Below are 12,595 nucleotides of genomic sequence, written 5' to 3'. Positions count from 1 at the left end.
ATCCCGGCCATCGCCGCCGCCCTGGCGCGGATCCCCGCAGGCGTGGCGGTCCACGCGATCGTCCAGGTGGCGGGTGCGGCCGAGGAGCAGCCCCTGGAATCCCCCGGCGACCTGCGGCTGAGCTGGTTGCACCGCGAGGGGGATGGCACCGGGCAGCTGCTCGGGGCCGTCCGGGCACTGGAGTTCCCCACGGGCCGGGTGCACGCGTTCGTGCACGGCGAGGCCGCCGAGGTCCGCGAGGTCCGGCGGCACCTGCTGGGCGAGCGCGGGGTGGCCAGGGACGACCTGTCCGTCTCCGGCTACTGGCGGCGCGGCCGGGACGAGGAGGGCTTCCGCGTGTACAAGCAGGAGCAGGCCGCCCTCGAGGAGGCGGACGGCAAGATCGCCGCAGGTCGCTGAGGGTCCACCCGTTCGCGCAGGGCTGAACGGCGGGCTACCGGGAATCGACGTGCAGCTCACACCGTTCTGTCGGGGTGAGTGCGTACCGTGCGCGTTACGTGACACTGCGGCGGAGGCGCCGCACGCCCGGGGACCGATACAGTGGTATGGGGCGCCCGCGGCGCAGTGTCACAAGGATGCTGGACGCGTCGCATGTGTGGGCGCAGCAGGCAAGGAGTGCGAATGTTCGAGAGGTTCACCGACCGAGCAAGGCGTGTTGTCGTTCTGGCCCAGGAAGAGGCCAGGATGCTCAACCACAACTACATCGGCACCGAGCACATCCTCCTTGGCCTGATCCACGAGGGTGAGGGTGTCGCCGCGAAGGCGCTCGAGTCGCTCGGGATCGCCCTGGAGGGCGTGCGACAGCAGGTCGAGGAGATCATCGGCCAGGGCCAGCAGGCCCCGTCCGGGCACATCCCCTTCACCCCGCGAGCGAAGAAGGTGCTCGAGCTGTCGCTGCGCGAGGCGCTGCAGCTCGGCCACAACTACATCGGCACCGAGCACATCCTGCTCGGCCTGATCCGCGAGGGCGAGGGCGTCGCGGCCCAGGTGCTCGTCAAGCTGGGTGCCGACCTCAACCGCGTCCGCCAGCAGGTGCTCCAGCTGCTGAGCGGCTACCAGGGCAAGGAGCCCGCCGAGGCCTCCTCCGGCCGTGGCGAGGGCACCCCGTCCTCCTCCCTCGTGCTCGACCAGTTCGGTCGCAACCTCACGCAGCAGGCCCGCGAGGGCAAGCTGGACCCGGTCATCGGCCGGGGCAAGGAGATCGAGCGGGTCATGCAGGTCCTCTCCCGGAGGACCAAGAACAACCCCGTCCTCATCGGCGAGCCCGGTGTCGGCAAGACCGCCGTCGTCGAGGGGCTGGCCCAGGGCATCGTCAAGGGCGAGGTCCCGGAGACGCTCAAGGACAAGCAGCTCTACACGCTGGACCTGGGGTCCCTCGTGGCGGGCTCCCGCTACCGCGGTGACTTCGAGGAGCGCCTCAAGAAGGTGCTCAAGGAGATCCGCACCCGCGGGGACATCATCCTGTTCATCGACGAGATCCACACCCTCGTCGGGGCGGGTGCCGCGGAGGGCGCGATCGACGCGGCGTCGATCCTCAAGCCCATGCTCGCCCGCGGTGAGCTGCAGACCATCGGTGCCACCACGCTCGACGAGTACCGCAAGTACGTCGAGAAGGACCCCGCGCTGGAGCGTCGTTTCCAGCCGATCCAGGTGGGCGAGCCGAGCGTCACGCACACCATCGAGATCCTCAAGGGCCTCCGGGACCGCTACGAGGCGCACCACCGGGTCACGATCACCGACCCGGCGCTCGTCGCCGCGGCCACCCTGGCGGACCGTTACATCTCGGACCGCTTCCTGCCGGACAAGGCGATCGACCTGATCGACGAGGCCGGTGCCCGCATGCGCATCAAGCGCATGACCGCGCCGCCGGACCTGCGGGAGTTCGACGAGAAGATCGCGAACGTCCGTCGGGACAAGGAGTCCGCGATCGACGCGCAGGACTTCGAGCGCGCCGCGCACCTGCGGGACTCCGAGAAGCAGCTGCTCGCGCAGAAGTCGGAGCGTGAGAAGCAGTGGAAGTCGGGCGATCTGGACGTCGTCGCCGAGGTGGACGACGAGCAGATCGCCGAGGTCCTCGCGAACTGGACCGGCATCCCCGTCTTCAAGCTCACCGAGGAGGAGACCACTCGCCTCCTGAAGATGGAGGACGAGCTCCACAAGCGGATCATCGGGCAGGAGGAGGCCGTCAAGTCGGTCGCGCAGGCGATCCGCCGTACGCGTGCCGGCCTGAAGGACCCGAAGCGCCCGTCCGGCTCGTTCATCTTCGCCGGCCCGTCCGGTGTCGGTAAGACCGAGCTGTCCAAGGCGCTCGCCAACTTCCTGTTCGGCGAGGACGACGCGCTCATCCAGATCGACATGGGTGAGTTCCACGACCGCTACACCGCCTCGCGGCTCTTCGGTGCCCCTCCCGGGTACGTGGGCTACGAGGAGGGCGGCCAGCTCACCGAGAAGGTGCGGCGCAAGCCGTTCTCGGTCGTGCTGTTCGACGAGATCGAGAAGGCCCACCAGGAGATCTACAACACGCTCCTGCAGGTCCTCGAGGACGGCCGCCTCACGGACGGCCAGGGCCGCACGGTGGACTTCAAGAACACCGTGCTGATCTTCACCTCGAACCTGGGGACCCAGGACATCTCGAAGGCGGTCGGGCTCGGCTTCGCGCAGAGCAACGACGAGCAGTCGAACTACGAGCGCATGAAGACCAAGGTCAACGACGAACTGAAGAAGCACTTCCGCCCGGAGTTCCTGAACCGCATCGACGACATCATCGTGTTCCACCAGCTCACGCAGCCGCAGATCATCCAGATGGTCGACCTGATGATCCGTCGGGTCGAGGGTGCGCTGGCGAACAAGGACATGGCGATCGAGCTCACCGAGGCTGCCAAGGGTCTGCTGGCCCGCCGCGGCTTCGACCCGGTCCTGGGCGCCCGGCCGCTGCGCCGGACGATCCAGCGGGAGATCGAGGACCAGCTGTCCGAGAAGATCCTGTTCGGCGAGATCGAGCCGGGTCAGATCGTGATCGTGGACGTCGAGGGCCTCGACGAGAGCGCCCCCGAGGGCACCCCGGCACACGACGACAAGGCGATCTTCACCTTCCGTGGTGAGCCCCGCCCGGCCGTCGGCGTCCCGGACGCCCCGCCGGTCGACATCGCCGCAGGTGGCTCCTCCGCGGAGGAGTCCGCCTGATCCGCTGACCAGCACCGGACGGCCCGTCTCCCCCTCGGGGAGGCGGGCCGTTCGGCGTCTCTACTCTCTTTTCATGCGCACTCTCGGCACGATCGCGGCCGTCGCCGCGGTGATCGCGGGGGCGGCGGCGTGCTCGTCGCCCTCCTCCTCGTCCACCGCGACGGTGCCTGCGGCCCCCGTGGCACTGCCCACCTGCACCGTGGAAGACGTCCGGGTCGCGGGGGAGATCGGCAGCAAGCCCACCATCACGGTGCCGGACACCTGCAGGCCGGCGGCCGAGCTGCTGAGCAAGGACCTCGTCGTCGGCAGCGGTGCCGAGGTCGTCCCGGGCTCGACGGTCGACACCCACTACGACCTGGTGACGTGGTCGGACAAGAAGGAGCTGGACGCCTCCTGGCTCAAGGGGAAGACCTTCGCGCTCGAGGACGTCGGGAACGCGCCCGTGATCGACGGCTGGAACGAGGGCGTCATCGGCATGCGCGAGGGCGGCCGCCGGCTGCTCGTCATCCCGCCGGACAAGGGGTACGGCCAGGGCGGCCGCGGCATCGCGCCCAACGAGACCCTCGTGTTCGTCGTGGACGCCGTCAGCGTGCAGGCCTAGTGGCATGAGCTCGGTCCGCGCCGTCCCCGAGACCGAGCTGCTGCCCGGCCGTCAGCTCTCCGCCGACGACGCCTGGCACACCGTCCGCCGGTACGGCCTCCGGCACCTCCTCGGCACCGGGTTCGTGCGCTTCCGCTACGGCGACGGCTTCTCCCACGCCCGCGCCTTCGCCCTCCAGCTCGCGCTCGCAGCGGTCCCGCTCGTGATCGCGGGTGCGGGCCTGGCGACCGCGTTGGGCGTCGAGTCGTTCGCCGAGGTGGTGGCTCGGACCGTCGTGGCGATCTCGCCCGGGAACAGCGACGAGCTGGTGGGCCAGGCCGTGGAGGGCGACCGACGCCGCGGCGTCATCGTCGTCGTGCTCGCGCTGATCACGGCCTTCGCGGCCGCGACCAGCGCGTTCGCCCAGCTCGAACGCGGCGCCAACCGGATCTACGGCACCGAACGCGACCGGCCTGCGCTCCAGAAGTACGGGCGAGCCGCGTTGCTCACCGCGACCGCGGGCGTCGCGATGGCCGTGGGGCTGCTGTTGATCGTGGCGGGGGAGCCCTTCGGCGAGGCGATGGAGCAGGTCTACCGCTGGGGCGACGCCGCGGAGGAGTTCTGGGACGTCCTGCGCTGGCCGGTGGGGCTGGTGGCGCTGCTCGTGGCGGTCACCGCACTGCTGCGGTTCGCGCCGCGTCGTCGGCAGCCGGGGTTGAGCTGGCTGGCAGTCGGTGCGGTGGTGACCGTGCTCGCCTGGCTGGCGGGCTCCGGGCTGCTGGCGCTCTACGTGGTTCTGGGCGCGAACTTCGGCGACACCTATGGTCCGCTCACCGCGGTCATGGCCCTGCTGCTGTGGGCGAACGTCACGGGGATCGCGCTGCTGGCGGGCGTCGCGCTCGCGGCCCAGCTCGAGGCCGTGCGGGCCGGGCAGGGCGACCCCCGGCTCCCGGACTCGGACGACGACGGCATCCCCGACCACGTCGACGAGGACCCCGCCTCGCCCGCCCGCTGATCCCGATGCGGCCCCGTCCCGTACCCCCCTCGGGACGGGGCCGCACCTGCCGCCGGTCCGAGGACCGCCGTCATCGTGGAGATCCGCTTCGGCCAGGTGGTGATACCGGCGTCGGCGTTGATCTCTCCTGGTGAGACGATGTCAGACAGCGTCCCGCGGTTGTCCGTCGTCCTACCGAGGGATCGGTTGGCTCGGCACAGGAGCGGGCGCCGGCTCCACGGTGGTGATCGTGATGCGAGGCTCGGCCGCCGTCGTCGAGAGGAAGCCGCCGATCGAGCCGACCCCGGTGATCAACAGGGCCAAGGCCAGCGCGATCAGGAACAGCAGCGCGATCCTCCAGAATGCGACGACGACCAGGATGATGAGCAGGACTGCGAGGAAACTGCCAGACATGGTGACCCCCCGGAAACCGTGTTGCTGACGAGAACCAAGAATGCGCTGCGGTAGGTTGTCTGTCAACTGAGAGAAGACGTCGGACAACAGTCGTCTAGCATGTGGTTGACGGACGACCTGCATCGTCGCTATGGTCGACCAGGCTCGCCGCCCGACCGGCGTCGGGACTCCTGTCAGGCGGTGGCAACCGACATCGCGTGGTCTGTACGCGGTGTCGGAGGACGAGGGGCGAGCGATGGACCACGAGGCGGACCTCGATCCGAGGTATGCCCTCTCGCTGGATGTCGGACAGGCGCTGCCGGACGCGATCGCGGAGACGCTCCGCCGCCTCATCGAGGCGGGCGACCCGAAGCCGGGCGACCGGCTGCCCACCGAGTCCGAGCTGGCGCGCAAGATGAAGGTCGCGCGCAGCTCCGTCCGCACCGCCCTGCAGAAGCTCGAGGCGCAGGGTGCGGTGGAGGTGCGTCGCGGCCTCGGTTGGTTCGTGCGACGCCAGGCCGCCGCCGCCTCGGGCAGCGGTCACCTCTTCGACCCCAGCGGCTACCGGGCGAGCGAGCTCTTCGAGCTGAGGATCGGCCTGGAGGGCCTGGCCGTGAGCCTCGCCGTGCAGCGCGCGACGGACGGCGAGATCGAGGACATCGCCAAGGCGAACACGGAGCACCAGAACGCCCAGGACGACCCCGCCGAGCTGCTCCGCACCGACCGCGACTTCCACGACCGCATCGTCGAGGCGAGCCGCAACCAGCTGTTGATCGACACCTACCAGAAGCTGATCATCGAGCTGGACGACTGGCGGTACAACAGCTACGGCGTCCCGGGCGTCCCCATCCGGTCCGCCCGAGAGCACGCCAAGGTGGTCCGCTTCCTCCGCAGCCGCGACTCCGGCGGCGCCCGTTCCGCGATGAATGCCCACCTCCAGCGCCTGTACGACGAGCTCGCCGACATCCGGGAGGAACCACTCGACTCGACCGTCACCCCGGGCGAGACCGAGCCGGACTGGCACCCGATCACCTGAGACACATCTAGCCATTCGCTCGATCGTGTGATGCTCTTGTTGCCGGGTGTAGTCGGCGATGGGTGGGCGAATGGCGTGGGTGTTCGGCGCACTCGCCGTAGTCCTGTTCGTCCTCGCTTCCGTGTTCGGCGTCGACGACGAGGCGGTTCCGCTGCGGGCCCTGGGAATCCTCGCGGAGTGGGCGGGCTTCCTGGCGGTCCTGGCTTTCGTCGCGGTGCTGGTCCGCGGACCTCTCGTGCACTGGGTCAAACGCCGGCTCGTCGAGCTCGCGGGTCCCGCCATCATCCGCACCATGGCGCCGCGGGACGTACTCGCGACCTTGCTCCCGGCCATCTACGGGGACCGCGCGAGCCACGAGGACGTCCTGACCGGCGTGCTGGGCGGTGCGGGTAGGGACGCGCGCGGACGTGACATCGCGGTGAGCAAGGGGACGACCGCCCATCTCCGTCTCATGGCGGTGGACGAGCGGACCTGCGTCAGCGAGTTCACCTGGACCCACGAGTTCTCCGGAGTGCGGGACAACCACTTCCTGATCCTCTTCGGCACGGTCGACCCCGAGATCGTGCCGCTGGTCCTGGCGAACCGTACCTATCCGCTCTTCGAGGTGTGGCACCTCCGCAACGAGGACGAGCTGGACGACTTCGTGCCTATGCTCCGGGACTCCCTCAAAGTGGGTATCGCCTATCGCGACTCCGACGGCAACGTCATCGAGGTCGAGCCTGCAGCCCACGTCGGCGAGGAGATCGCCCTGAGACATTTCGACGGATTCCTTCGGCTCCCGGAGCGGATCGACCGTAAGGACCTGCGAATACTCCAGCTGGACCTCTACGATCTCGCGGACCCTGATCACGTCGTCGCGGCAGTGGAGCGCTTGTCGGTCCGGGCTTCCCAGCACACCGACCTGAGCCGCGGCTACATCACCTGGTCACCGCCCCATCCCTGCTACCTCGAGACCGTCACCTTCGACGTCCAGCACCTCGGAGTCGACGGACGGGAATACGACTTCCTCGTTCTTCCCTCCGTCATGCGGCGAGGCGGGATGCCGCACTATCCCCACTGGATGCGGATCGACGACGTGATCACCGTCGAGGTCCGCTCCTGGATGCTGCCAGGCCACGCGGTGACGCTACTCTGGCGGCTTGTCGACGACCCTGAGAATGACCGCGGGCGACCTTGAGAAAGCTCATGGCGCCATCCTGTCTCGAAATGACCTGCTCGACAGACGCCGTGCGCTCTACTCCGCCGCGATCGCTTTCCTGAACCAGTCCGGGGTCGAGGATCCGGACGCCGCCGTCCTCGACAACCCCCTCGTGCGGGCAGCGGTCGGTCGAGGACTGGGTGGCTCGGTCGGAGAGGTCTCGGCGGATCCTCTGTGGGCACTCGCACCCGAGCCCGGCGCGTTCGGTGTCAGGGTTGCGAGCGAACGGGGAGCTGCCGCGGCGTTGGCTCCTGTCCTGGCCCACGTGGCAGACCAGGTCCTCGACCACGGCGATCGTGTCCGACTCGAGGTCCTGACTCGGGACTCGCCCGAGTTCGCAGACAGTGTGTCCACGATCGCTGCCGGGGCGGCCCTGCTTCACGAGGTGGTTCCGGAACTCGCACGGGACGTGCTCCCGCATGTCGGGCTCGTGACTGTCCTGAGTGGTGGAGGACGACTCGGCTCGGCCTCTCTGCGTGAGTACCCGGGGCTCGTCATGCTCCCGCCGCCGGGGAGCGCCCTCGAAGCGGCCGAGGCGCTGATCCATGAAGGTGCGCACCAGAAGTTCTTCGATCTGGCGATCGTCGGGTCGATCTTCGCGTCGCGCCCCGCCTCCGGCCTCCTGCGGCCCTCCTGGGTTGCCGGCTCCGCCCCGGGATGGACGTTCGCCCAATGCGCTGCGGCTTTTCATGCCTATTGCCATCTCGCCGTTCTCGCCGGGCCGACACGGTCATTCGAGGTCCACGACGGCTCGCTCCTCCCCTTTGCTGCGGAACGTGCGGCCGAGCTCGGCGAAATGCTTCAGGACAGGCAAGCGCTGCTGGGGAAAGACGGTCGCCTGCTCGTCGGCTCACTCGTCGGCAACGAACTGTCCGATGTCGTGGTCGAGGACGCTCCACTGTCGACCTCGCCGTGGCGTGACGACCCGCGAGCGGTCACGCGTGCCGTCGGGGAGTGGTCTGTCGTGGTCTACGGAGTCGGACCGTCCGTCGTTCGCCTCGCGCCGCCCGCCCGGCGCGGGTGACCCCTGCCGGCGACCGTCGAGCCCGTTCATCCTTCCGAGTTGCCCTTTGGCCGCGTCGGGTGAAGAACGGGTAGCGATGTCTGTCGTTGTGCGAGACATAGGTGACGCACCGCACGGTGCTCAGGACTGATCCAGGAGAACGCGTAGATGTCTCAGCTCACCGGTCCGGACGATCAGCAGGCCGTGGTGGCGCACGCCGTCACCTTCTTCGCGCCTGACCGGCCGGTGGAGAACACGATCTTCGTGCGACCCGCGGACGACGAGGCCGAGGAGTCGGCGGGCGACTCTCGCTGACCTTCCGCTCCAGGGGAAGGCCCGGTCGGCATAGAGCCGAAGCCGGGCCTTTCGCCGTTTTGGGGGCAGGTGGAATTAGGTCCCCCCATCGACAATCTCCGCGAATCGGTGACGGGCAACGAGCCCAGTCGTTCCCGCATCTCCGTTCCCCTTTCCCATATGGTGCGCACGTAGTTGCAACAGTGCCTCGACATCTCCTGACCACAGGACGGACGACTGCACCGCCACCGCGAGGTGTCCTGCAGCAGGCGCGGACCTCGAGGTGCTCACTGCGACCGACCGGCGCCACGGTTCGGCGACCAGGTCCGTGCCCTCATCCGTCATGAAGGCCGGTCGTCCCCCACGATCCGTCTCCGGACCAGCTAGGGCAGCCAACCCTGCTTCGCCTCCGCCCGTTCGGACTATCCGATCGGAGGGGTCCGCATCTGCGTGCAACGTCGCTGCAACCTCGGGGTTCCTAGTGTTCGACGTCACGAGCTGGACCCAATGTTGTGGAAGGACCGAAATGGCCAAGTACGCCAACCCCGGGCAGCCGGACAGCGTCGTCAGCTTCAAGCCCCGCTACGACCATTTCATCGGCGGCGAGTACGTGGCCCCTGCGAAGGGCCAGTATTTCGAGAACTCGACCCCGATCACGGGTCAGGCGTTCACCGAGGTCGCGCGTGGCACGTCCGAGGACGTCGAGAAGGCCCTGGACGCGGCGCACGCCGCGGCGCCCGCGTGGGGCAAGACCTCCGTCGCCGAGCGCGCGAACATCCTCAACAAGATCGCCGACCGGGTCGAGGCGAACCTCGAGCTGATCGCCATCGCCGAGTCGTGGGACAACGGCAAGGCCTGCCGCGAGACCCTGGCCGCCGACATCCCGCTCGCGATCGACCACCTCCGCTACTTCGCCGGTGCGCTGCGCGCCCAGGAGGGCGGCATCTCGCAGATCGACGAGGACACGGTCGCCTACCACTTCCACGAGCCGCTGGGTGTGGTCGGCCAGATCATCCCGTGGAACTTCCCGATCCTGATGGCGATCTGGAAGCTCGCACCCGCGCTCGCGGCGGGCAACGCGGTCGTCCTGAAGCCGGCCGAGCAGACCCCCACCTCGATCCACGTGCTCAACGAGCTCGTCCAGGACCTGCTGCCCCCTGGTGTCCTCAACATCGTCAACGGCTTCGGTGTCGAGGCGGGCAAGCCGCTGGCCTCGAGCAACCGCATCCGCAAGATCGCCTTCACCGGTGAGACCACGACCGGGCGGCTGATCTCGCAGTACGCCAGCGAGAACCTGATCCCGGTCACCCTGGAGCTCGGCGGCAAGAGCCCCAACGTCTTCTTCGACGACGTCGCCCTCCAGAACGACGCCTTCTACGACAAGGCGCTCGAGGGCTTCGCGATGTTCGCCCTCAACCAGGGCGAGGTCTGCACCTGCCCGTCGCGCGCGCTCATCCAGGGCGGCATCTACGACGAGTTCCTCGAGCAGGCGGTCAAGCGCACCGAGCAGATCAAGCAGGGCCACCCGCTCGACACCGACACGATGATCGGTGCGCAGGCCTCGAACGACCAGTTCGAGAAGATCCTGAGCTACATCGACATCGGTCGCCAGGAGGGCGCGCGCGTCCTCACCGGTGGCGGCAGGTCCGACCTGGGCGGCGAGCTGTCCGGCGGCTACTACATCCAGCCGACGGTCTTCGAGGGCAACAACGCGATGCGGATCTTCCAGGAGGAGATCTTCGGCCCGGTGGTGTCGGTCGCGCGGTTCACCGACTACGACGACGCCATCACGATCGCCAACGACACCCTGTACGGCCTGGGTGCGGCGGTCTGGTCCCGCGACGGCAGCACCGCGTACCGCGCGGGCCGCGACATCCAGGCGGGTCGCGTGTGGGTGAACAACTACCACGCGTACCCGGCGCACGCGGCGTTCGGCGGCTACAAGCAGTCCGGCATCGGGCGCGAGAACCACCTGATGATGCTGGACCACTACCAGCAGACCAAGAACCTGCTGGTCAGCTACTCGCAGAACGCCCAGGGCTTCTTCTGATGGGTGCCCCCGCCGACGGAGTCGAGGAGCTTCCGGGATCCGGCACCGAGCGGGTCGCGTTGACCCCGGCGGCGGCGGACCTGCTCGTGCGGCTGACCGACGTCCACGGTCCGCTGATGTTCCACCAGTCCGGCGGGTGCTGCGACGGCAGCGCGCCGATGTGCTATCCCGACGGCGACTTCAAGCTGGGGGGTCAGGACGTCCACCTGGGCGACCTGACCGTCCCCGGCCTCGAGAAGCCGATCGGGTTCCACATGTCGGCCTCCCAGTTCGAGTACTGGAAGCACACCCATCTCACCGTCGACGTCGTCAAGGGGCGCGGCAGCGGGTTCTCGGTCGAGGCGCCGGAGGGCGTCCGGTTCCTGATCCGCTCGCGGCTCTTCACCGACGACGAGTGGCGGGAGATGCAGGACGTGACGTAGGGGGTCGCCCTACCCACACGAACGGCACTCTCGTGCGGACCTACCGCGCGAGAGTGCCGTTCGTCTGGTCAGCAGAGGGCCGCGAGGGCCTGCAACGTCGCTGCGGCGGGTTCGGGGATGCCGACGCCGCGCCCGTGCCGGATCTCCGGCTCGCGGACGTTGATCCGCACCAGCCGCCCCGTCGCCGCACTGGCCAGCTCGGCCTCGCGGCGCACCGTGGGCACCGCGGTGCCCGCCCCGATCTCGACGACGGCGAGCTCGCGCCGGTGCGCGCGGATCCAGTCGTGCAGGTTCTTCAGCCCCGGCCCCGAGCGTGCCGGGTCCCAGGACCGGTCTCCGAACATCAGGATGTTCGGCCGGGCCAGGCCGCCGCAGCTCGGGCAGCTCGGCAACGGATCGAGCGCCCGCATCGTCGTCTCGTCGATCCGGGGGACTGCTCCGGCGGGCCAGATCTCCTGCCCGCAGTCGGTCAGGCACTGCAGGTGGTGGATCGAGCCGTGCACCTCCGCGACGTCCCGGTCGTCGAACCCGGCGACCTGGAACTGCCCGTCGACGTTGGAGGTGAAGACCCTGGTCGGCCGCTCCGACGCCCAGCGGCGCAGCACGGCGAACCCGGCGTGCGGCACGGTCCGGCGGTACAGCGCGAGCCGATGCCCGTAGAAGCCCCAGGCGAGAGCCGGGTCGTCGGAGAAGTGGACGGGGTCGGCGAGCTCCTCGAAGCGCAGCCCGAGCCGCGCGTAGGGCGGGTACGCGCGCCAGAAACCCTCGGTGCCCCGGAAGTCCGGCAGTCCGGAGTCGACGCCCATGCCTGCGCCCGCGCAGACCAGCAGTGCCCCCGAGCCGCGCAGCAGCTCGGCGGCGTCCTCCACGCTCAGAGGTCGACGACCTCGAACTCGAGCAGGTCCGCGCCGCTGGCGACCGGGCGCGGCCCGGCGTTGGGGTCCCGCGAACCGGCGTGCGCCTCGACGGCCGGGCCCTGCCGCCAGGCCTCGAACGCCTCGTCGGACTCCCAGGTGGTGACGACGAAGTACCGCTCGTCCCCCTTCACCGGCCGGAGCAGCTGGAAGCCGAGGAAGCCCGGCTGCCCGTCGACGGCGTGCTTGCGGTTGGCGAACCGCTTCTCCAGCTCCGGGCCCGCGTTCTCGGGCACATGGATTGCGTTGATCTTCACGACGGCCATGGGGTCCACGTTAGCCTCCACTGCGATGCGGGGGCGGAGATCGGTGCGGACGTCGGACGGGACCTACCTGGCCGTCGTCGAGTTCGGCGGTGAGGGCACCCCGATCCTGCTGCTCCACGGCCTGATGGGCCGCGCGACGACGTGGTGGTCGCTCGCCCGGCGGCTCACCGCCTACGGCCGGGTCCTCGGTCTCGACGCCCGCGGGCAGTCCGTGTACGGGCACATCAACCGGGCGTTCGTGACCGCGGGCCAGAGCGTCAAG

At 69.2% G+C, this 12,595-nt stretch carries 14 protein-coding genes; 11 read left to right on the top strand and 3 right to left on the bottom strand.

The window, feature by feature from the left end:
- The 4 genes from H5J29_RS06985 to H5J29_RS06970 form a co-directional block, all read left to right on the top strand.
- On the top strand, positions 1 to 399 hold a 399-nt coding region (locus H5J29_RS06985), incomplete at its 5' end, for a siderophore-interacting protein (RefSeq protein ID WP_181780091.1).
- A 222-nt stretch (positions 400 to 621) separates the two neighbouring features.
- A complete protein-coding gene (locus tag H5J29_RS06980; protein ID WP_181780090.1) occupies positions 622 to 3,183 on the top strand; it encodes an ATP-dependent Clp protease ATP-binding subunit in 2,562 nt (853 codons plus the stop codon).
- Between the two features lie 73 nt (positions 3,184 to 3,256).
- Complete coding sequence (locus H5J29_RS06975; protein ID WP_181780089.1) at positions 3,257 to 3,784, top strand: FKBP-type peptidyl-prolyl cis-trans isomerase; 528 nt, start codon at positions 3,257 to 3,259, stop codon at positions 3,782 to 3,784.
- A 4-nt stretch (positions 3,785 to 3,788) separates the two neighbouring features.
- Positions 3,789 to 4,778: a YihY/virulence factor BrkB family protein gene (locus H5J29_RS06970; protein ID WP_181780088.1), complete on the top strand. Its 990-nt coding sequence runs from the start codon at positions 3,789 to 3,791 to the stop codon at positions 4,776 to 4,778.
- 171 nt (positions 4,779 to 4,949) lie between these two features.
- On the opposite strand, the gene H5J29_RS06965 is transcribed toward H5J29_RS06970, so the two are convergent.
- Positions 4,950 to 5,258, bottom strand: a complete 309-nt coding sequence (locus H5J29_RS06965) for a hypothetical protein (protein ID WP_181780087.1) — start codon at positions 5,256 to 5,258, stop codon at positions 4,950 to 4,952.
- 148 nt (positions 5,259 to 5,406) lie between these two features.
- Between H5J29_RS06965 and H5J29_RS06960 the strand changes: the two genes are divergently transcribed.
- The 6 genes from H5J29_RS06960 to H5J29_RS06935 all read left to right on the top strand — a co-directional run bounded on the left by H5J29_RS06960 (position 5,407) and on the right by H5J29_RS06935 (position 11,153).
- Positions 5,407 to 6,186 carry a FadR/GntR family transcriptional regulator gene (locus H5J29_RS06960; protein WP_181780086.1) on the top strand — a complete coding sequence of 260 codons (780 nt, stop codon included), beginning with the start codon at positions 5,407 to 5,409 and terminating at the stop codon, positions 6,184 to 6,186.
- A 121-nt stretch (positions 6,187 to 6,307) separates the two neighbouring features.
- A complete protein-coding gene (locus H5J29_RS06955; protein WP_181780085.1) occupies positions 6,308 to 7,363 on the top strand; it encodes a hypothetical protein in 1,056 nt (351 codons plus the stop codon).
- Positions 7,344 to 8,408 carry an aKG-HExxH-type peptide beta-hydroxylase gene (locus tag H5J29_RS06950; protein ID WP_181780084.1) on the top strand — a complete coding sequence of 355 codons (1,065 nt, stop codon included), beginning with the start codon at positions 7,344 to 7,346 and terminating at the stop codon, positions 8,406 to 8,408. The genes H5J29_RS06955 and H5J29_RS06950 overlap by 20 nt, the downstream gene beginning before the upstream one ends.
- Positions 8,409 to 8,555: 147 nt before the next feature.
- The gene (locus H5J29_RS06945; RefSeq protein ID WP_181780083.1) at positions 8,556 to 8,702 is read left to right on the top strand and encodes a hypothetical protein; all 147 of its coding nucleotides are present in this window, start codon (positions 8,556 to 8,558) and stop codon (positions 8,700 to 8,702) included.
- Between the two features lie 505 nt (positions 8,703 to 9,207).
- Positions 9,208 to 10,731 (top strand): aldehyde dehydrogenase, encoded by a 1,524-nt coding sequence (gene adh, locus H5J29_RS06940; protein ID WP_181780082.1) that lies wholly within the window; start codon positions 9,208 to 9,210, stop codon positions 10,729 to 10,731.
- Positions 10,731 to 11,153, top strand: coding sequence for a DUF779 domain-containing protein (locus H5J29_RS06935; protein WP_181780081.1), 423 nt, complete (start codon positions 10,731 to 10,733; stop codon positions 11,151 to 11,153). The genes adh and H5J29_RS06935 overlap by 1 nt, the downstream gene beginning before the upstream one ends.
- Before the next feature lie 68 nt (positions 11,154 to 11,221).
- Here the strand turns inward: H5J29_RS06935 and H5J29_RS06930 are convergent, their stop codons facing one another.
- Positions 11,222 to 12,022 carry an SIR2 family NAD-dependent protein deacylase gene (locus H5J29_RS06930; RefSeq protein ID WP_312858097.1) on the bottom strand — a complete coding sequence of 267 codons (801 nt, stop codon included), beginning with the start codon at positions 12,020 to 12,022 and terminating at the stop codon, positions 11,222 to 11,224.
- A 2-nt stretch (positions 12,023 to 12,024) separates the two neighbouring features.
- Positions 12,025 to 12,333: an antibiotic biosynthesis monooxygenase family protein gene (locus H5J29_RS06925; RefSeq protein WP_181780080.1), complete on the bottom strand. Its 309-nt coding sequence runs from the start codon at positions 12,331 to 12,333 to the stop codon at positions 12,025 to 12,027.
- 25 nt (positions 12,334 to 12,358) lie between these two features.
- On the opposite strand from H5J29_RS06925, the gene H5J29_RS06920 reads away from it, so the two are divergent.
- Positions 12,359 to 12,595 (top strand): alpha/beta fold hydrolase (locus tag H5J29_RS06920; protein WP_181780079.1); only part of this gene is annotated, 237 nt, incomplete at its 3' end.

Source organism: Pseudonocardia pini (assembly GCF_013870575.1).
GTDB lineage: Bacteria > Actinomycetota > Actinomycetes > Mycobacteriales > Pseudonocardiaceae > Pseudonocardia > Pseudonocardia pini.
Note: the sequence above shows the minus strand (reverse complement) of the source record. Positions and strands in the feature narration are given on the sequence as shown.